This is a genomic window from Leifsonia sp. P73 (genome assembly GCF_051059105.1).
Classification (GTDB): domain Bacteria; phylum Actinomycetota; class Actinomycetes; order Actinomycetales; family Microbacteriaceae; genus Leifsonia.
This window is the reverse complement of record NZ_CP194931.1, coordinates 4,087,878-4,106,373: the sequence shown is the minus strand read 5'-3', so window position 1 is coordinate 4,106,373 and position 18,496 is coordinate 4,087,878. Positions and strand designations below refer to the sequence as shown.

Below are 18,496 nucleotides of genomic sequence, written 5' to 3'. Positions count from 1 at the left end.
CCCGGGGGCTGCTCAGTCGATCGGCTCCACCCGGTAGCGCCGCAGCGCGAGCGCCGGGTTCCTCCGGCGGACCTCCTGGACGCGCTCGGCCGACGCCTCCGCGACGGCGACGCCCGTCGTCTCCCCCAGCCCCGCGAGCACGACGCCCATCGGGTCGATGATCGCGCTGGAGCCGACGCCGATCGGCGGCGTGTGGTCGGCCGCCGCGACGTACAGGGTGTTCTCGATCGCGCGCGCGGCCAGCAGCGTCGACCAGTGCTGCTCCTTGAGCGGCCCTCGCACCCACTCGGCCGGCACGGCGACCAGCTCGGCGCCCGCGTCCGCCAGCCGGCGCGTCACCTCGGGGAAGCGCAGGTCGTAGCAGGTCTGCATCCCGATCCGGAGGCCGTCCACCTCGAACACCTCGGGCAGGGCGAGGTCGCCGGGCACCACCCAGTCGGACTCCGTGGAGCCGAACGCGTCGTACAGGTGCTGCTTGCGGTAGACGGCGAGCCGCTCGCCGGCCGGGCCGACCGCGACGAGCGTGTTGGCGAACTTGTCGCGCACGCCGGTCTGCTCGACGAGCCCGGCGATCACGAAGACCTCGTGCTCGCGCGCCGCGGCCTGGAGCGCCTGGACGAACTCCCCGTCGAGCGGCTCCGCGTTGCGCGCGAAGGACGGCCCGAGCGGGTCGGTGAAGTAGGAGGAGTACTCCGGCAGCACGACGAGCCGCGCGCCGCGCGCGGCCGCGACGGCGATCAGGGCCGCCGCCACGTCCCGGTTGTGCACCCGGTCGTCGCCCGGTGTGAACTGCGCCACCGCGACGCCGACGCCGGTCACGGCCGGGCCTCCGCCCCTGGCACCGCCTCCGCGACCGGGAGCGGCGTCTCGATCGGGAGCCGGACGCTGATCGAGGTGCCGACGCCCTCCTCGCTCGCGATGTCGAGCCGGCCGCCGTGCGCGGTGACGATCGCCTTGGTGATCGTGAGGCCGAGGCCGACGCCCGGGACCGCGTTGCGCGTCGCGGTGGAGGCGCGGAAGAACCGTTGCGAGAGCTGGCTGAGCTCGACCGCCGGGATGCCGATGCCGGTGTCGGTCACGGCCACCACCGCTTCGTCGCCCTCGCGGTGCAGCGAGACGGTGACCTTCCCGCCGACCGGCGTGAACTTCAGCGCGTTGGAGACGAGGTTGTCGACCGCTTGGCCGAGACGCACGGTGTCGCCGCGCACCTCCACCGGCTCGTCCGGCACGTCGCAGACCAGCTCGACGCCCGCGATCGCGGCGACCGGGGTGGCCGACTCGACGGAGGCGGCGACGACCGAGCGCAGCTCCGCGTCCTTGATGTCGATCGGGAACCGGCCGGACTCCACCTGGGCGGTGAACAGGAGGTCGCCGACCAGCCGCAGCAAACGGTGCGCGTTGCGCTCGGCGACGCCCAGGTACTGCAGCTGCTCGTCCGACAGAGGGGCCTCGTCGTCGTCGCGCATCAGCTCCAGGTAGCCGAGGATCGAGCTGAGCGGCGTCCGGAGCTCGTGCGAGATGAGGCCGACGAACTCGTCCTTGAGGCGCGCGAACTCCCGCGCCTGCGTCATGTCGGTGGCCACGAAGATGAAGCCGACGCGGTGGCCGTTCTCGTCCAGGCGGGGCGTCGCGGCGACCTGGACGGGCACCTGCTTGCCGTCGGCACGCACGTAGGTCCAGTCGCGCACGTCGGCATAGCCCGCCCGCACGGTGTCGACGAGCGCGGAGAAGTCGTCCATCCCCGCCACCGTCGTGAAGCGCGCGTCCATGTCGCGCAGCCGCTCCTCCAGCTCGCTCACGAGGTGGAACTCGATCACCTTGCGGTCGGCGCCGACGACCTGCTTCTCGGTCAGCCCGAGCATTTTCTCGGCGCCCGGGTTCCAGACGTCGATCACTCCGTCGAGGTCGGTGCCGATCACCGACTGCTCCGTCACGGCGTTCCAGATGCTCTGGATGAGCCGGTTCGCGGTCTTCAGCCTGGCCTCGTTGAGCACCAGCTCGTCCTGCGTGCGCACGGCCTGCGCGAGCAGCTCCTCGCGTTGCTCCGCGGCGGCGCGGGTCGCCTCCAGCTGCCTGCGCGAGCGGTGGGCGATCTCGTTGACCACCGCGGCGACGATCGCGTAGATGATGGGAGAGAAGAAGGCGCGGATCAGGTCGGCGGGACTCGTCGAACCGACATCGACCAGGATCGGGCCGATCAGCACAACGAAGATGCCGAGGGCGGCGATCACGATGTTGCGACGGCCCTCCTCCGTCGCGATCCAGACGAACGGCAGCAGCAGGATGACGCCGATGGACGACGTGCTGCCTCCGGTGCCGATCCGCATCAGGCCGATCGAGAGCATCGCCACCAGCGGCACGACGACGTTCCAGTGCACGTCGATCCGCGTCCACGGCACCAGTATCGCCAGCAGGAAGGCGCCGACCATCACCGCCACCGAGGCGGCGACGAAGAGCGGGATGTGCGCGCTCACCACCCCGGGGATGAGCGAGAGGCCCAGCGCGATGACGTAGCCGACCAGAGTCGGCACCAGCTTCACGAAGACGGAGGGCGATTCGAGCGGGATGCGGCTGAGCCAGCGGTCGACCGTCATGCGGGTTCTCCCAGTCCGAGCATCGAGCGGATGCGCTCGGAGAGCACCCGCGGGCTGAACGGTTTGATGATGAAGCTGTCCGAGCGGTCGGCGACGATGCCGTGGTCGGTGAGGAGCTGCACGGAGGCCGACACCATGAGGATGAGCGTGCTCTTGGTCAGCTCGTCGCCCCGGATCGCCTCGGCGACCTCCACGCCGTTCAGCCCCGGCATCGAGATGTCGAGCACCGCCAGGTCGATGCCGCCGGCGTTCACCGCGTCGAGCGCCGACTGGCCGTTGTCGACGGCGGCCGCGATCTCCACCCCGGCGCGGTTGGCGGCGATGACCATGAGCCCGCGGATGTCGGCGTCGTCGTCGGCGATCACGACCCTCTTGGCCGTCACGGGAAGAACACCACCCGCACCACGACGATCGCGGCGATGACCAGGAGGGCGACGCCGCCGTAGATCGGCAGCCGCAGCTCCCAGCGTCGGTTGCGGTCGAGCTCGCGCTGCAGCTCCTCGCGCTGGACGCGGGTCAGGTCGACGGGACTCATGCCTGCTCCTCCGGTTCGGCGGCGTCGAGCACGGCCGCCACCCGGTCGTAGCGGCCCACGTCGGCGGCGTCATGACTGTCGGTGGAGGCAACGATACGCGCTCCGGCGGCCCGCAGCGCGCGCACGGCGTCGGGGCCGGGGCACGCCCACTTCTCGTTGACCTCCACGATCGTCCCGGTCGCCGCCGCGGCGGCGGCCCAGGCGGCCAGGCGGGAAGCGCCGAGCTGCTCCTCGGCGAGCCCGACCTTCGGCAGGATGGAGAACCAGTGCGCGAGCTGCGCGTGCGGCGTGCCCTCCATGGCGCGGATGCTCGCCTCGATCAAGAGGTCGAGAGCGTCGTCCGCCGAGAGGCCCGCGGCAAGGCGTTCCTTCGTGGCCTCGGGCGACCACGGCCCGTCGGTCCCGGGGAACTGGTGGTCGCCGATGACGACGGCGTCGACGCCCCCGGCGCCGACGACGAGGTCGGCGGGCGTGTCGACGGCGCCCGTGACGTCGAGCAGCTTGACCTCCACGCCGGTGAGCACGGTGAGCCCGTCCGCCACGGGCTCGGACGCGACCGCTGCGACGAACTCCGGCACCCAGGCGGTGGAGGCGCGCACGTGGTCGGTCAGCCGCACGGTCCGCAGTCCGGCCCGGTGCGCCGCCGCGATGTTCTCGGCGAGCGTGCTGCGGGCGTCGTCGGAGAAGGTGGAGTGGACGTGGTAGTCGCCCAGCAGAAGAGGGCTCGGCCCTGTCACTCCTCCGGCCCTTCGGTGTGGGCGGCGTTCTCGGACACGAGCACGTCGCTCGGATCGAGGAAGACGTCCTCCAGGAAGCGCACGTTGGCGAGCTCGGCGAAGTCGACGGCGGACGGCACGGGACGGCCGAGCACCAGGTCGAGCAGCAGCGACGGCATGTCGACGCCGGCGGCGATCGTCAGCGGCATGGCGCCGGGGAACCGCGGGTTGACCTCCAGCAGGGCGGGGACGCCGTCGCTGCTGTAGCGGAGCTGCACGTTGGCGACCCCGGTCAGGCCGATGGCGCGCGCCACGTCCGCCGCGGTCTCCGACAGCTCGGCCCTGCGCACTGTGCGGCCGGCGATCGAGACACCGGAGTCGACCCGCTCCCTGGAGCGCGGGACGGCGGCGATGACGCTGCCGTCGAGGCCGGCGAGCACGTCGACCGAGAACTCCTCGCCCGGGAGGTTCTCCTGGATGATGACGCTGCGGTCCTCGCCCAGCGCCTCCAGCGCCGCGCGGTCGGCGATGAGCCGGACGCCGCGCGAGCCTGCGCCGCTGCGCGGCTTGACGATCACCGGGAAGACCCACTCCGCGCCCACGCCGTCGCGGTCGAGCAGCCGGGTCTCCGGGAGGCGGGCGTGGCCGGCGACCGCCCGCGCGAGCCGGTACTTGTCGAGGCAGGTCACGAGCGTCTCGTGGCTCGGCGCGGCGAGGGCCGTGCCGACGGCGGCCAGCTCGTCCCTCCGCGCGGCGAGCCCCGGCAGTTCGACGTCCACCGTCGAGAACAGCACGTCGACGCCGTCGGCGGCGCACAGCGCGATCACGTCGTCCACGAACTGCGTCGACGTCCCCGGTGGCACGATCCGGCGGGCCGGCTCCGGCACCAGGTACAGCCCGCTCGCCCAGCCGTCCATGTCCGCGGCGAGCACCTCGACGTCGTCGCGCTTCAGCAGCGAGCGGATCACGGCGATCCCGGCCGGTCCCCCGGCTCCGGTGACGAGGACGCGGGTGGCGCTCCGGGTCATTCGTGGTTCCTTCTGATCCGGGCGTCGGTGTGGATGCTCGCGGCCGGCACCGAGATGTCTGCCGTGTCGCGCATCACCTCCAGCGGCTCGCAGCTCGTGCCGCCGCCGAACCGCGACCAGTACCGCGCGGTGGCGAGCACGAAGTCGTGCTCCATGTACGCGCGCTGCTCGGTCTGCGAGCGGAAGCAGTCGATGAGCCGCAGCTTGGACTCCGTGAAGCCGTCGATCGGCACGAACCGGGTCGGCCGGAAGTCGATGGTCGCCGACGGGCTCTGGAAGCAGCACACCGTGCGCACGTCGCGGGTCGCGACGACCACGGCGGCGTGCACGGCGCGGTGGTCCTGGTGGCGGTCGTGCGCGGAGTGGGTGTAGACGATGTCCGGCTTCACTTCGGCGACGACGCGCTCGATGATGCTCACGGTGGGGTCGGCCGCCGAGATCCGGGTGTCCTCCAGGTCCTCCAGGAACAGCCGGGCGCCGAGCAGTTCGGCCGCCGCGAGCGACTCGTGCTGACGGTCGTCCACGTCGCCGCCGCGGGCGCCGCGGGAGAGGGTGAGGATGACCACCTGGTTGCCGGCGTCGCGGTGCGCGGAGAGGATGCCGCCGACGCCGATCTCGACGTCGTCCGGGTGCGCGCCGATCGCGAGGACCACCTGCTGCTGGCTGGCGGCGCGCTTGGCGCGGCCCTCCTCCGCGAGCCGTCCGACGATGGCGACCAGCTCGGAGGAGGCGATCGGCTTGGTGAGGAACTCGTCGGCCTGGGCGCGCAGGGCGGAGACGGCGTAGTCGACCGAGACGTGCGCGGTCATCACGACGACGGGCATCCCCGGGTGGCGGCCGCGCAGCTCGCGCAGGAGGTCGATGCCCGAGATGCCGGGCATCTCGATGTCGGTGATCACCACATCGGGGTCGAACGCCGCGATGGTGTCGAGGGCGATGGAGGGGTCCGTCACGGCGACGACCTGCGCGTCGGCACGCTTCTCGAGCACTGTCTTCATGTAGAACGCGACGTCCGGATCGTCCTCGATCACGCACACGCGATACTTCTGCGCAGGGTTCGCCATTCGCCTTCCTCCGGGTCCTGCCAGAACTCTACTGGGACGACCGGTCTACGCGATCCGGACTCGCCCGGGGCTGCAGCCGATTTCGCACTGCCCCGGCCCCGTGCTAGAGTCAATTCTTGTGCCGCGGGGTGGAGCAGCTCGGTAGCTCGCTGGGCTCATAACCCAGAGGTCGTAGGTTCAAATCCTGCCCCCGCAACCAACTGGCCCGGACTTGAGGAGAAATCCCCAGGTCCGGGCCGCTTTTTGTCTGCAGTGCATTCCGGAGGACGAGTGGACGAGGCTCTCGACGCCGGCCGTGTCGCGGCGGTCTGGGAGGAGCACCCCACCTGGGCGCTGCTGCGCAGCTACAACGGCCGCTGGGTCCTCCCGCTCTTCTCGCGCCACCTCGAGGACGCCGACGGCACGGTCTCGGCCGACTGGTTCCACCAGAAGGTCGCCGAGGCGCTCGACGCGCTGGACGACGACCGCGACGGCGACGGCGAGCCGCCGGCCGACGCCGAGTCCTCGCGCACGTCACCGGTCGAGTACTGCCGGAGCTGGGTGGACAGCCGCTGGCTGGTCCGCACCCGCGCGGGCGCCGGCGAGGGCCGCGCGCGCTACCGGCTCTCGCAGTACGCCCTCCAGGCGCTGCGGATCGTCCGCGAGCTGGCGGAGCCGGACAGTGCGGTGTCGGAGGCGCGCTTCGCGAGCATCGCGCACGCGGTCCACCACCTCGCCGCGCTGACCGACCCCACGGCGGAGTCCCAGCTCGAACGCCTCGACCGGGAGATCGCCGAGCTGCAGGCGCGCCGCGACGCCATCGCGCGCGACGGAGCGGTCGCGGCCTCCCCCGAGACGGTCGCCCGCCAGCTCCGCGAGGTGCTCCGGCTCACCGCGACGCTGCCGGAGGACTTCCGCCAGCTCGGCGCGATGGTCGAGCAGCGTCACCGCGAGGTCGCGCGCGCCGCCTCCTCGCAGCACGTCGGCAAGGGCGAGCTCGTCGACCGCTTCCTGCGTGATAACGACCTGCTGGAGCAGACCCCGGAGGGCCGGGCCTACCGCGGGTTCGCGGGGATGCTGTCCTCCCGCCAGCTGGACGGGATGCGCGCCGACATCGACCGCGTGCTGTCCCGTCCCGGCACCGAGCTGACCGAGCGGCAGCGCGCGCAGCTCGAGACCCTGATCACGTCGCTGCTCGCCGAAGAGCAGACGGTCCAGGAGACGTACGTCCGCTGGACCTCCTCGCTGCGCCGGTTCCTCAGCCGCAGCGGCTCCGACCGGCACGCCCGGCTGCTCTCCCTGGCCGCCCGCGCGCTCGACGCCGGCGCCCTGTGGACGGAGCGCCGCCCGGGCCCTGTGCTGGTCGACGGCGACGTGCTCGGCATCGGCGGCTGGGATCTCGTGGACGTGACCCAGACGCAGCTCTGGCGCGACCGCGGCCGCCCGGAGGTCGGCGTGACGATCACCGAGAACGACGACCCGCTGCCCGACCACGAGCGCGAGGCGCTCCGGCTCGCCGTGGGAACCAGCGCGGCGGCGGTGCGCGAGACGATCGACGCCCTGCTCTCGCGTGCGGAGACCGTGACGGGCGCCGACGTGTACGCGGAGACCCCGCCGGAGTTCCGCCGGCTCGGGCTGGCCGTGAGCCTCATCGAGCTCGGCGCGGAGCACGACGCCGTGGCGGAGGGCGTCCAGACCGTGCCGCTGGAGCTGGCCGACGGCGACCGCGAAGTGACCATGCCGCTGCTCGTCTTCGGACGGGACGCGCTCGAGACGGAGGCGGAGGACCGATGACGGACACGCTCGAACAGGACCCGATCGGCAGCGAAGGGGTCGAGGAGGCCGATGCCTTCGGCGACCGGACGTCCGGCGCCCTCCCCCGCGAGGCCCGCACGGCCCTCGTCACCCTGCTGACGAGCCGGTTCATCACGCGCACCAAGCAGCCGGACGCCTGGAGCGGCCTCCTCGACCACGAGGACGACATCCGCGCCAGGCTCGGCGAGCTGTTCCTGACCCTGCACCTCGACCGCGAGCACGAGGTCGCCTTCAAACGGCAGAACGGCGAGGACGGCGTCCCCGTGCTGCTGCGCCGCGAGAAGCCGCTGTCCCGCGACGCCTCGCTGCTGCTCGTGCTGCTGCGGCAGGAGCACGCGTACACCGACGCACAGGACGAGCCGGTCACCGTCAGCCGCGACCACATCGCGGAGTTCCTCGGCCGGTTCCAGGGCGACTCCGCCCACGACGAGGTGCGCGTGGACCGCCGCATCCGCGCCGCGATCGCCGCCCTCGACCGGTTGGAGCTGCTGACGCCCGCTCCGGACGACCCCGACCTCTTCCTGGTCTCGCCCGCCGTCGTGCCGCTGATCGGGACCGCCGAGCTGCTCCACCTGGAGCGGCTGTTCCTGGAGGGCGCAGGCGCGCCCGCCGAGACCGCCGGCGACGCCGACACCACCGACACCACCGCCGCCGAGGAGGCCGCCGAGTGACCGACCTGCCCGCCGACGACGGCCTGCTGCGCCGCGGCCAGTTCCGCATCGAGCTCGTCCAGCTCCTCAACTGGGGAAGCTACGAGGGCCTGCACCGCATGCCGGTGGGCCGCGGCGGCATCGCCATCCTCGGCCCGACCGGGCGCGGCAAGTCGACCGTGCTCGACGCGATGTCGGCCGTCATCATGCCGAACCCGCAGGAGTTCAACCGTGCGGCGCGCGACGACTCCCGGCAGCGCTCCGAGCGCACCGTCTACAGCTACGCCCGCGGCAAGACCGACGAGGTGAAGGACGCCGGCTCCGACACCACGACGACGCACTTCCTTCGCCCGCTCGGCTCGGCCTTCCCGAGCGGCGCCGCGATCACGTGGCGCACCGAGCTCGGCGAGACGATCACCGCCGCGCGCCTCGCCTGGATCGGGCCGGACACCTCCACGCAGGACGAGGTCACCACCGCGACCGTCTACCTGCTCGCCCACGGCGAGTTCCCGCTCGGCCGGCTCAACGAGCTGGTCCAGGAGCCCGGCAGCTCGTCGCCGCTCACCCGCGCCTCCCTCGCCCGGCTGGTGCACCCGGAGCGCGACCTGGTCACCTCCTCGCAGCCCGAGCTGCGCGTGCGGCTCTGCGAGGAGCTCGGCATCGGCGGCAGCGACGAGTCGCAACTGAAGGCGCTCACCCTGCTGCGCCGCGCTCAGGCGTCCAAGGGCGTCTTCTCCATCGACGAGCTGTTCAAGAGCTTCGTGCTGACCGAGCCGCGCGCGCTCTCCCGCTGGGAGACGACCCTCAGCAGCTATCGCGAGGCGTCGGCGCTGTACGACGTCTTCGAGACCACGCGGCGCAAGCTGGAGGTCCTGGCCGACGTCCCTGCCCGCGCCGAGCAGTACGCGGCGGCGGCCGAGGACGCGACCGGCAAGCGCCGCCTGCTCTCCCCCGCCGACGGCGAGACCGACCCGCGCCTGCGGGTCTGGCTGGCCGAACGCGTCCGCGACTGGGTGTCCGGCCAGGTGGACGAGGTCCGCGACCGCAAGCGCGAGCAGGAGGCGCTGCGCCGGGAGGCGGACAACGCCGAGCGCGCGGCGCACCGCGCGCACCAGGACGCCCAGGCGCGGCTCGCCGCGGCCGGCGGCGACCCGTCGGTGGCTCTCCGCCGCGAGCTCGAGTTCGCCGAGCGCGTGCTCGCCGCACAGACCCGCGAGCGCGCGGCGGCCGACGCCTTGTTCGCCCGCGCGGGCCTGACCGCCCCGGAGTCCGCCGCCCAGCTCGCCGACCTGCAGCGCGAGGCCGAGTCGCTGCTCGCCGCGGTCACGGCCGACGACGAGCAGCAGGCGCACCGCTACGAGCTGGCCGGCCGCGTCGACGCGGCGAAGAAGGCCATCGCCGCCGCGACCGCCGAGAAGCGGTCGTTCGAGCAGCGCCGCAGCAACGTCCCCGCCGACGCCGACGAGCGCCGCCGCCGGATCGCCGAGGGCACCGGGCTGTCTCCCGAAGACCTGCCGTACGCGGGCGAGCTGTTCGAGGTCGCCGCGGGCCGCCGGGACTGGAGCCGTGCGGTGGAGTCCGTGCTCGGCGAGGTCGCGACGCACCTCCTCGTGGACGAGCGCAGCTTCGACGCCGTCCGCCGCTACGTGAACGAGGCCGACATGCGCGGCCGGGTCGTGCTGGTGCCCGCCACCGCCGGTCGTGCGCCGGCACTCGATCCGATCGAGCGGACCGTGCCCGACCTCCTGCAGTTCGACGACGCCAGCCCGTTCTGGGGCTGGCTGCACGACGAGCTGGTGGCCGACCGCAGCGTGCTCTGCGTCGAGTCGCCGGAGGAGCTGGACGCGTCGCGGCCGGCCGGGGTCTCCGGCGCGGTCACCCGCTCCGGCATGCGCTCGGCCGCACGCGGACGGGTCGTGAAGGACGACCGCCGCACCGCCTCCTGGATCGGCCTCGACAACACGCCGCGCATCCACGAGCTCGCGTCCCGCCTCGCCGCCCTGGAGGCCGAGCTGGCGGAGGCCCGCGCCGAGTCGGACCGCGCGGAGGCCGAGCACGGCGACGCACGCCGCCGCAGCGAGGCCCTCGGCGCGGTCCGCGCGATCGAGTGGGAGGCCATCGAGGTCGCGTCGCACGCTGCGCGCGTCGCCGAGCTCGCCGCCCAGCTCGCCGACGTCTCCGTCTCGCATCCCGAGGCGGCCGCCCTGCAGGAGGAGGCCGAGCGCCACGACCGCGAGCGCATCGACGCCGCCAAGCGCGGCGCCGCCCTCCAGACCCGCGTGGACGAGCTGGAGTCGCAGCACGCCGACCTCATCGACATCGAGGACAGCGTCGCCGACGCCCTGGAGGACAACAGCGCGCTGACCGCCGAGGAGCGCCTGCTGCTCGGCACGCTGCCGTTCGCGGCGCCGCGGGAGCCTGCCGACGTCGACCGTCGCTACGCCGAGGCGCTGGCGGCGCTGCGCGACCAGATCGACGCCCACCAGCAGAACGTCGAGCACTGCGAGCAGCTCCTGGTCGTGACGTTCGAGCGCTACCGCGACCTCGACCCCGGCGCCGAGATCGACGCGACCATCGACAGCCTGCCCGCCGTCCAGGCCATCCACCGGGTGCTCGTGGAGGACGACCTCCCGCGCGCCAAGGCCGACTGGCTGGTCAAGGCCGGCGCGAGCATGGGCGACAGCCTGCGCGCCCTGCTCACCCAGATCGAGGAGGACGGCCACGCCATCCGCCGCGGCGTCCGCCCGATCTCGAACGCGCTGCGCGGAATCGAGTTCCGGGAGGGCTCGACGCTCGACATCGACCCGCGGGCGGTGTCCAACAGCGACCTCCACGAGTTCACGCGCACGCTGCGCAAGCACACCGCGACGGCGGCGGGAGGCGACAGGAGGGACGCCGCCGCTGTCGAGCGCGACTTCCTCGACCTCCGCCGCGACCTGTCCCGGCTGGAGGAGCGCTCCCGGGCGGGCGAGGCGTGGCGGCGCCGCGTGCTCGACGCGCGCGAGCATTACCAGTTCCGGGCGATCGAGACCCGCGCCGACGGAACCCAGATCGTCCACGAGGGCGTCGCCGGCAAGTCCGGCGGCGAGGGCCAGGAGCTCATCGCCTTCGTGCTCGGCGCCGCGCTGCGGTACCGGCTCGGCGACGGGACGGACGCCACCCCCACCTACGCCCCGATCATCCTCGACGAGGGCTTCGTGAAGGCGGACAACGAGTACACCGGGCGCGCGCTGGCGGCGTTCCGCGGGCTCGGCTTCCAGCTCATCGTCGGCGCCCCGCGCGACAAGGTGAACGCGTTCGAGGAGCACGTGGAGTCGGTGGCGTACGTCACCGGCGACCCGGCGCGCCCGGGCCTGTCGCGGATCTACTCGCTCAGCATCCGGGAGGCGCTGGAGGGCGAGCGGATCGCAGCGCTCTAGCCGAACGCGCTCTGGCCGAACGTCACCTCGTCCAGCTCCAGGACCTCCACCCCGGCCGCGATGAGGTCGAGCGTGACGCGCTCCACGATGTCGGCCGCCGGCTCCCCGTCGTCGTAGGTCCAGTGCGCTCCGGCCGGGACGATCACGTCGAAGCCGCGCTCCAGCGCGCCGATCGCGGTCGCCTGCACGCAGTACTCGCTCTGCAGGCCGGCCACGACGAGGGTGTCGACGCCCATCGCCCGCAGCACGTCCGCCAGCGCCGGATTGGATTCGAAGGCGTTCGCTGCGTCCTTGCGGATGACCGGCTCCCCGGGCAGCGGCGCGAAGACGAGCTCCCAGCCCGGCGTGCCCGGCTCGTCGGGGTCGCCGCGGCGGCCGTCGTTCTTCACGTGCACGATCGCGGCATCCGCGTCCCGCGCGGCGTCCAGCAGGTCGGCGAGCACACCCCGGAAGTCCGCGGCGCCCTCGACGGCGCTCTCGCCCTCCAGCATGTTGCGCTGGACGTCGACGAGGATCAGGCCATATCCCATGCGGTCCATCATGCGCCGCATTCGCTATGGTCGTAAACCGGGGGGCCACCACGAGAGGCGCGCGCCGCGAGGAGGACTGTGGCTGACGATCACGGCAAGGCGACGCAGTCCGCCGTGCGCGAGCGCAACCTGACCAGCGCCCTGCAGCTCGTGCTGTCCGGGGAGGGCCTGGCCACCCGGGCCGGCATCGCGCGCCGCACCGGCCTCACCTCGGCGACCGTGTCGTCGCTGCTGGCCGGCCTCATCGCCGACGGCCTGGTCCTGGAGGGCAGCCTGGCCGAGAGCACCGGCGGCAAGCGCGCGACCACGCTGCGCGTCGACGCCTCCCGCAACGTGCTGCTGTCGGTCATCGTCCAGCCCGGGCTGGTCCGCGGCGCCGTGGTCGACCTCCTCGGCGACGTGGTGCAGTCCGTCGCCCACCGCACCACCGCGACCGCGACCGTGGAGGACGTGCGCGCGATCGTCCGCCGCCTCGCCGGCGCGACGACGGCCCGGGTGGTCGCCGTGGCGGTCCAGGTCCCCGGGATCGTGGACGCCGACCTGATCCGCGAGAGCGTGCAGCTCGGCTGGGTGGACGTCGACCTCGGCCGTGAGCTCGCCGGCGTCGTCTCCGCCCCCGTCCACCTGGTCAACGACGCGGACGCGGAGGCCATCGCCGACTACGCGATCTCCGAGGAGTTCGGCGCCAACCAGCTCTTCGTCTCGCTCAGCACGGGCGTCGGCGCCGCGGTCATTGTCGACGGCGATGTGCTGCAGGGAGCGACGCACCGGGCGGGCGAGATCGGCCACGTCCCCGTGCTCTTCGGCGACGACGCCCCGCTGTGCGCCTGCGGCAACCGCGGCTGCCTGGAGGAGGTGGTCTCGGTGACGAGCCTCCTCGGCCTCCCCCACGGCGCCGACCTGGAGGCGGTCGACGTCGCCGCGCTCGCCGCGCTCCCCGCCTCCCGCGAGCGCATCGCGGCCGGCGCCCGCGCGCTGGCCCGGGCGCTGCTGATGGTGGGCGCGGCCCTCGACGTGCCGAACGTCGTCCTCGGCGGCGCCGCGCCGAAGCTCGGCCCGGACTTCATCGGGCACGTGCGCGCGGAGGCGGCGCGCCACCCCGTCCGCGCGGCGATGCCGCTCAGCTTCCGGTACGCGAAGACGGCGCAGGAGCAGCCGTTCCGCGGCGCGGCGCAGTACGCGTTGCAGGCGACACTCGGGGTGAGCTGGGCGCGGTGAGGGGCTCCGCCGCCTCAGGCCTCACCGACGCCGCACAGCAGCCGGAGTAGCCGCTCCCCCTCCACCCGCCCGTACCCTCCGGTGGCGATGTCCGCATACCCCGGCACCACCACCTCCCCCAACTCCACGACCAGCACCCGCGCCCCCAGCGCCCGCACCGCGTCCACGACAGCGCGCTGCCACGGAAGCGTCCCGAGCCCCGCTCCGAGGACGATCACCGGCGCGCACGTCGCGAGCACGGGCTCGGGCGGGTCGTCCCTGTCCACGTCGATGACGGGGTTGCGCGACCAGAGGGCGTCCTCCGGAGAGCCCGGTGCGGCCCAGGCCTCGGCCAGCGTGTACCAGCGCGGGACGCCGAGGCGCTCGTTGTCGAGGCTTGCCAGGCGGACCACCGTGCAGCGCGTGCGGAAGGCCGGCAGCTCCTCGCGCACACCCGGGGCGAAACGGAAGCCGGCGGACGTGTCGTCCTGCGCCCGGGTCTCCGCGACCAGGGTCATCAGGAGACCCCGAGCTGGGCCGACAACACCATGACCACGCAGCCGCGCAGCACGATGTCGCGGCCCTGGCTGGTCATCCCGATGGTGACGTCCGAGTGGAAGCCGGCCATCGTGCGGTTCCTCAGCGTCTCGCGCACCGCGTCGAGAAGCGTGCCGGCGAGCAGCTCGTCGGGGCCGCTCAGGACCACCTCCGACAGGTTGAGCGCGCCGACGATCGGTGCGAGGGCGACGCCGAGGCGCTGGCCGGCCTGGCGGAGCACGGGCTCGACCGGCGCGCCCGCTGCGGCTGCCGCGGCCACCTTCGCCTCCAGGCGCGGGACGGCCAGCCACGCCTCCAGGCATTTCTCGCGGTCGTAGGGCCCTTGGGCGCCGTCGTCGGTGCCGACCATCACCTGGCCGATCTCCCCCGCGGCGAAGCGGCTGCCGAAGACCAGCGCGCCCGCGACCAGGAGGCCGGAGCCGACGCCGTGGCCGACCTTGACCAGCATCATGTCGCCCTGCGCGTCCGCGAAGCCGTGCTCGGCGAGCACCGCCACGTTCGCGTCGTTCGCCACGAACACCGCCAGGCCCGTCCGCTCGGCGAGCCGCCGTTGCAGAGGCTCGTCGGTCCAGCCGAGGTTGGGGGCGGCGACGACCGTGCCGGTCGCGTCCACGATGCCGGGCGAGCCGACGCCGATGCCGAGGATGGGAGCGGTCGCGGCGGCCACCAGCTCGTCCACCAGCGCGAGCACCTTCGCCACGGCCTCCTCGCCGCGGCTGCCGGCCAGCTCGACCGAGGCCGAGCGCAGGACCGCGCCGTCGATGTCGAGCACCGCGCCGCGGAACTCGGCGTGCTCGCTGAGGTCGACGCCGACGATCTGGGTGGCGGCGCGGTTCACGTCCAGCAGAACGGCCGGCTTGCCTGGGCGGGCGTCGTCGCGCTGGCCGAGCTCGACCACGAGGCCCTCGGCGATCAGCTCGGCGACCAGGTCGGAGATCGTGACGCGCGTGAGGCCGGTCTCCCTCGCCAGGTCGGCGCGGCTGGCGCGCCCGTTCCGGTAGAGCGACTGCAGCACCAGCGAGCGGTTGTGGTTGCGGGCGTGCTCGGGAAGCACCTTCGCGCGCGGACGGAGCGCACGGCCAGGGACCATCGCGCCGTCCACGCCGACCGGGCGCCGACCGGAGGGGCCGGAACGCCGCGCTGCATCAGTGAGCATGTTTGTTAGTAAAGTAGACAATCAAAGTCGGCGCAAGGGTTCAGCTCTGAAATTCTGAGGATGATGCGACCCTTCGCAGACTGCGCGACCGCACTTCGTACAGTCGCTGAGCATACGGAACGACCCGCACCCTTCACGGATGCGGGTCGTTCGCGTCGTGCCGGAATCGGCCTACTTCGACGGCGTCGGCGTCGGCGTCGTCGACGCCTTCGGAGTCGAGGGCGGGCTCGTGACGGTGCCGGAGTTGCCCTCGGCCGCCAGCGCCTGCTGGAGCGCCTGCTGCAGTCGGGCGTCCGCGGCGCCGTAGGCGGCCCAGTCGCCGGCCTTGAGCGCGGCCTGCCGGTCGGCGAGCGCCTGCTTCGCCTGCTGCAGCGCCTGCTGCAGGGCGGCGTTGTTCGCGCCGGTCGACCCCGAGCCCGAGCCCGTGCCGGAGCCTGTGCCGCTCGATCCGCCGCCGGACGAGCCGCCGCCACCCGTCGTCGGGATGTTGTTGTCACCCGCGCTCGCTCCGGAGTCGCCGCCGAACAGCGCGTCCAGGGCCTGGTCGAGCGTGTCCTCGAACGCGATCTTGTCACCGAAGGCGACGAGCACCTTCTGGAGGATCGGGTAGCTCGTCTCCCCTGTCGACTTCACGTACACCGGCTGGACGTAGAGCAGGCCGCCGCCGACCGGCAGCGTCAGCAGGTTGCCGTTGATCACGTCGGTCTTGCCCTGCCTGAGCAGGTTGAGCTCCTGCGAGACGGTCGGGTCGGAGTTGAAGTTGTTCTGCACCTGACCCGGCCCGGGTATGGTGTCGCTCGACGGCAACGACAGGAGTCTGAGCTTGCCGTAGCCGGACGACACCTCTCCCTTCGTCGAGCCCGCGTCGGCATCGACCGCCAGATAGCCCTTCAGGATCGAGCGACTGGAGTCGCTGGCGGCCTGCGGGATGAAGGTCGAGTAGAGCGAGAACGACGGGGTCTCCTGCCCCGGCATCTGCAGCGTCAGGTAGTACGGAGGCTGCAGCGTCGGGTCCGACGGCGACGAGGTCGGGTCGTTCGGCGTCGTCCAGGCGTCGTCGCGGGAGTAGAAGGAGCCCGCGTCGGTCACGTGGTACTGCCCGAGCACGGCGCGCTGCACCTTGAACAGGTCGGACGGGTAGCGGACGTGGCTGAGGAGCTGCGCGCTCATGTCGCTGACCGGCTTGACCGTGGTCGGGAACACCTTCTCCCAGGTCTTCAGCACCGGGTCGTTGGCGTCCCACGCGTAGAGCTGCACGGAGCCGTCGTAGGCGTCGACCGTGGCCTTGACCGAGTTGCGGATGTAGTTGATGTCGTCGAAGGCGTAGGCCGGTTTCGGCGTCTCCGTGTCCGCGATCGCATCGCTCAGGCTGCCGACGTGCGAGTACGGGTACTGGTCGCTGGTCGTGTAGCCGTCGATGACCCACTTGATGCGGCCGTCGATCACCGCCGGGTAGGCCTGGGAGTCGAGCGTGAGGTACGGCGCGACCTTCTGGACGCGCTTGATCGGGTCGCGGTCGTAGAGGATCTGCGAGTCGCTGTTGACGGCGTCGGAGAGCACGATCTGCTCGTCCTGGAACTTGAGCGCGTAGACCAGCCGCTTGAACACGTTGTCGAGCTTCGGGCCGCCGTTGCCCTTGAACGTCGTGTAGGTCTGCTGCGCGTTGTCGGCGCCGCCGGGGTAGTCGAGCTCGACCGATTTGGAGCCCGACGGGGCGCCGACGATGGAGTACGTGGGCGACTGCTGCCCGAAGTAGACGCGCGGCTCGTACTGGCCGAGGGTGCCCGTGCTGGGGATGCCCGACTCCAGGAACACGGGCTGGCCGTCGCTGGAGCGCTGGTTGCCGTAGGCGGCGACCATCCCGTAGCCGTGCGTGTAGACGACGGTGTCGTTGAACCAGCTCCGGCTGGTGAGGCCGTTCTGGTTGAGCTCGCGGACCGAGACCACGGCGTCCTGCTCGTTGCCGTTGATCTGGTAGCGGTCGACGTTGAGGTTGCGCGGGAACGCGTAGTACTGCCGGAACTGCTGGAGCTGCTGGAACGACGGGCTGATCACCGCGGGGTCCATGATGCGGATCTGCGCGGTGGTCTGGGCGTCCTGGCGGAGCGCTCCCGGCTGCGCGTTGGTGGTCGCGTTGTACGGGATCACGTCGATGTTGCTCAGCCCGTAGGCGTCGCGCGTGGCGTCGATCGAACGCTGGATGTACGGCGTCTCCAGCGTCTTCTGGCTGGGGTCGACCTGGAAGCGCTGGACGATCCACGGGTAGATCGCGCCGACGACGAGGGCGGCGACGATGAGCAGCGCGGTGCCGACGAGCGGGAAGCGCCAGCGCCCGATGAACGCGGTCGCGAAGAACATGATGGCGACGAGCACCGCGATCCCCGCGAGCACGGCGCGGGCCGGGATGGTGGCGTTGACGTCGGTGTACGCGGCGCCGTTGATCATGTCGTTGACGTTCGAGTCCGTCACGGCGGCGTAGCGGTCGAGCCAGATGCTGATGCCCTGCAGCAGCAGGTAGAGCCCGGCGATGACCGAGATCTGGACGCGCGCGGCCTTCGAGATGCGGACCTCCCGGCCGCTGACCCGGATGGAGCCGTACAGGTAGCAGGTGGCGAGCGTGGCCAGCAGCGCGATCAGCACGACGGCCGAGGCGAAGCCCACGGCGCTGCGGTAGAACGGCAGCGCGAACAGGTAGAAGCCGATGTCGAGGTGGAACAGCGGGTCGGTCTTGCCGTACGACGTGCCGTTCAGCCACATCGCGGCGGCCTGCCAGCGGCTGGCCGCCGAGACGCCCGCGAAGATGCCGAAGACGATCGGGATGCCGTACATCGCCAGCCGGCGCAGCGGCTCGATGACCTGCTGGTAGCGGTCGAGCTGCGTGTTGAGCTTCGCGTAGACCGGGCGCAGCCGGTAGGCGAGCTGGATGGACAGCCAGAGCGGGATCGCCATCGCGAAGAATCCGATGAAGAACATCGCCGCGCCCGCGAACCACTGCGTGGTCAGGACGTTGAGGTACCCGAGCTGCTGGTACCAGAGGATGTCGGCGTACAGCCCGGCGAAGACGAAGAACAGGATCACCAGCGCCACGACCACCCCGAGGGTGATCCAGATGGCGGCCCGGCGACGTCCAGGGGGTCGAACTGCGGCGGTTGAACTCACGTGTGGGCCCTCGTGCTCCTCGTGGGGTGACTCAGAGGTCCATCCTAGGCGGGCGTCGCTTGGAGAATGCTGCGGCCCGGCGGTGAAGAGCCGGGA

15 protein-coding genes and 1 tRNA gene are annotated in these 18,496 nt (G+C 72.3%); 5 read left to right on the top strand and 11 right to left on the bottom strand.

Features of this window, described 5'->3' with window-relative positions; all coding sequences use genetic code 11:
* Nucleotides 1-12 precede the first annotated feature (12 nt).
* The 7 genes from ACQ86L_RS21055 to ACQ86L_RS21025 are packed head-to-tail and all read right to left on the bottom strand — an operon-like array spanning nucleotide 13 to nucleotide 5,937.
* Complete coding sequence (locus tag ACQ86L_RS21055) at nucleotides 13-819, bottom strand: carbon-nitrogen hydrolase family protein (protein WP_434317118.1); 807 nt, start codon at nucleotides 817-819, stop codon at nucleotides 13-15.
* Nucleotides 816-2,594: a sensor histidine kinase gene (locus ACQ86L_RS21050; RefSeq protein WP_434317117.1), complete on the bottom strand. Its 1,779-nt coding sequence runs from the start codon at nucleotides 2,592-2,594 to the stop codon at nucleotides 816-818. The genes ACQ86L_RS21055 and ACQ86L_RS21050 overlap by 4 nt, the downstream gene beginning before the upstream one ends.
* The gene (locus tag ACQ86L_RS21045) at nucleotides 2,591-2,977 is read right to left on the bottom strand and encodes a response regulator (protein ID WP_434317116.1); all 387 of its coding nucleotides are present in this window, start codon (nucleotides 2,975-2,977) and stop codon (nucleotides 2,591-2,593) included. Before ACQ86L_RS21045 ends, ACQ86L_RS21050 begins: the two co-directional genes overlap by 4 nt.
* Nucleotides 2,974-3,129 (bottom strand): hypothetical protein, encoded by a 156-nt coding sequence (locus ACQ86L_RS21040; RefSeq protein ID WP_434317115.1) that lies wholly within the window; start codon nucleotides 3,127-3,129, stop codon nucleotides 2,974-2,976. Before ACQ86L_RS21040 ends, ACQ86L_RS21045 begins: the two co-directional genes overlap by 4 nt.
* The gene (locus ACQ86L_RS21035; RefSeq protein WP_434317114.1) at nucleotides 3,126-3,866 is read right to left on the bottom strand and encodes a PHP domain-containing protein; all 741 of its coding nucleotides are present in this window, start codon (nucleotides 3,864-3,866) and stop codon (nucleotides 3,126-3,128) included. The genes ACQ86L_RS21040 and ACQ86L_RS21035 overlap by 4 nt, the downstream gene beginning before the upstream one ends.
* Nucleotides 3,863-4,873 (bottom strand): ATP-grasp domain-containing protein, encoded by a 1,011-nt coding sequence (locus tag ACQ86L_RS21030; protein WP_434317113.1) that lies wholly within the window; start codon nucleotides 4,871-4,873, stop codon nucleotides 3,863-3,865. The genes ACQ86L_RS21035 and ACQ86L_RS21030 overlap by 4 nt, the downstream gene beginning before the upstream one ends.
* Entirely contained in the window at nucleotides 4,870-5,937 is a 1,068-nt protein-coding gene (locus ACQ86L_RS21025) for a response regulator (protein WP_434317112.1), read from the bottom strand. Before ACQ86L_RS21025 ends, ACQ86L_RS21030 begins: the two co-directional genes overlap by 4 nt.
* Nucleotides 5,938-6,059: 122 nt before the next feature.
* Here ACQ86L_RS21025 and ACQ86L_RS21020 point away from each other — a divergent pair.
* The 4 genes from ACQ86L_RS21020 to ACQ86L_RS21005 all read left to right on the top strand — a co-directional run bounded on the left by ACQ86L_RS21020 (nucleotide 6,060) and on the right by ACQ86L_RS21005 (nucleotide 11,800).
* Nucleotides 6,060-6,136: transfer RNA gene (locus ACQ86L_RS21020), tRNA-Met, on the top strand.
* Between the two features lie 71 nt (nucleotides 6,137-6,207).
* Entirely contained in the window at nucleotides 6,208-7,710 is a 1,503-nt protein-coding gene (locus ACQ86L_RS21015; protein ID WP_434317111.1) for a DUF3375 family protein, read from the top strand.
* Entirely contained in the window at nucleotides 7,707-8,402 is a 696-nt protein-coding gene (locus tag ACQ86L_RS21010; protein ID WP_434317110.1) for a DUF4194 domain-containing protein, read from the top strand. Before ACQ86L_RS21015 ends, ACQ86L_RS21010 begins: the two co-directional genes overlap by 4 nt.
* Entirely contained in the window at nucleotides 8,399-11,800 is a 3,402-nt protein-coding gene (locus ACQ86L_RS21005; protein WP_434317109.1) for an ATP-binding protein, read from the top strand. Before ACQ86L_RS21010 ends, ACQ86L_RS21005 begins: the two co-directional genes overlap by 4 nt.
* Here the strand turns inward: ACQ86L_RS21005 and ACQ86L_RS21000 are convergent.
* A complete protein-coding gene (locus tag ACQ86L_RS21000; RefSeq protein WP_434317108.1) occupies nucleotides 11,797-12,342 on the bottom strand; it encodes an isochorismatase family protein in 546 nt (181 codons plus the stop codon). The genes ACQ86L_RS21005 and ACQ86L_RS21000 overlap by 4 nt on opposite strands.
* 66 nt (nucleotides 12,343-12,408) lie before the next feature.
* On the opposite strand from ACQ86L_RS21000, the gene ACQ86L_RS20995 reads away from it, so the two are divergent.
* Nucleotides 12,409-13,548, top strand: a complete 1,140-nt coding sequence (locus ACQ86L_RS20995) for an ROK family protein (RefSeq protein ID WP_434317107.1) — start codon at nucleotides 12,409-12,411, stop codon at nucleotides 13,546-13,548.
* Nucleotides 13,549-13,562: 14 nt separating this feature from the next.
* On the opposite strand, the gene ACQ86L_RS20990 is transcribed toward ACQ86L_RS20995, so the two are convergent.
* From ACQ86L_RS20990 to ACQ86L_RS20980, 3 genes are all read right to left on the bottom strand, one after another.
* Nucleotides 13,563-14,045 (bottom strand): hypothetical protein, encoded by a 483-nt coding sequence (locus tag ACQ86L_RS20990; protein WP_434317106.1) that lies wholly within the window; start codon nucleotides 14,043-14,045, stop codon nucleotides 13,563-13,565.
* The gene (locus ACQ86L_RS20985) at nucleotides 14,045-15,241 is read right to left on the bottom strand and encodes an ROK family transcriptional regulator (protein WP_434317105.1); all 1,197 of its coding nucleotides are present in this window, start codon (nucleotides 15,239-15,241) and stop codon (nucleotides 14,045-14,047) included. Before ACQ86L_RS20985 ends, ACQ86L_RS20990 begins: the two co-directional genes overlap by 1 nt.
* 171 nt (nucleotides 15,242-15,412) lie before the next feature.
* Complete coding sequence (locus ACQ86L_RS20980; protein ID WP_434317104.1) at nucleotides 15,413-18,400, bottom strand: UPF0182 family membrane protein; 2,988 nt, start codon at nucleotides 18,398-18,400, stop codon at nucleotides 15,413-15,415.
* Nucleotides 18,401-18,496: the final 96 nt, after the last annotated feature.

Coding starts and splice junctions, on each gene's coding strand:
- ACQ86L_RS21050 (WP_434317117.1), bottom strand. CDS start 2,594: ATGACGGTCGACCGCTGGCTCAGCCGCATCCCGCTCGAATCGCCCTCC.
- ACQ86L_RS21040 (WP_434317115.1), bottom strand. CDS start 3,129: ATGAGTCCCGTCGACCTGACCCGCGTCCAGCGCGAGGAGCTGCAGCGC.
- ACQ86L_RS21030 (WP_434317113.1), bottom strand. CDS start 4,873: ATGACCCGGAGCGCCACCCGCGTCCTCGTCACCGGAGCCGGGGGACCG.
- ACQ86L_RS21025 (WP_434317112.1), bottom strand. CDS start 5,937: ATGGCGAACCCTGCGCAGAAGTATCGCGTGTGCGTGATCGAGGACGAT.
- ACQ86L_RS21010 (WP_434317110.1), top strand. CDS start 7,707: ATGACGGACACGCTCGAACAGGACCCGATCGGCAGCGAAGGGGTCGAG.
- ACQ86L_RS21000 (WP_434317108.1), bottom strand. CDS start 12,342: ATGATGGACCGCATGGGATATGGCCTGATCCTCGTCGACGTCCAGCGC.
- ACQ86L_RS20990 (WP_434317106.1), bottom strand. CDS start 14,045: ATGACCCTGGTCGCGGAGACCCGGGCGCAGGACGACACGTCCGCCGGC.
- ACQ86L_RS20985 (WP_434317105.1), bottom strand. CDS start 15,241: ATGCTCACTGATGCAGCGCGGCGTTCCGGCCCCTCCGGTCGGCGCCCG.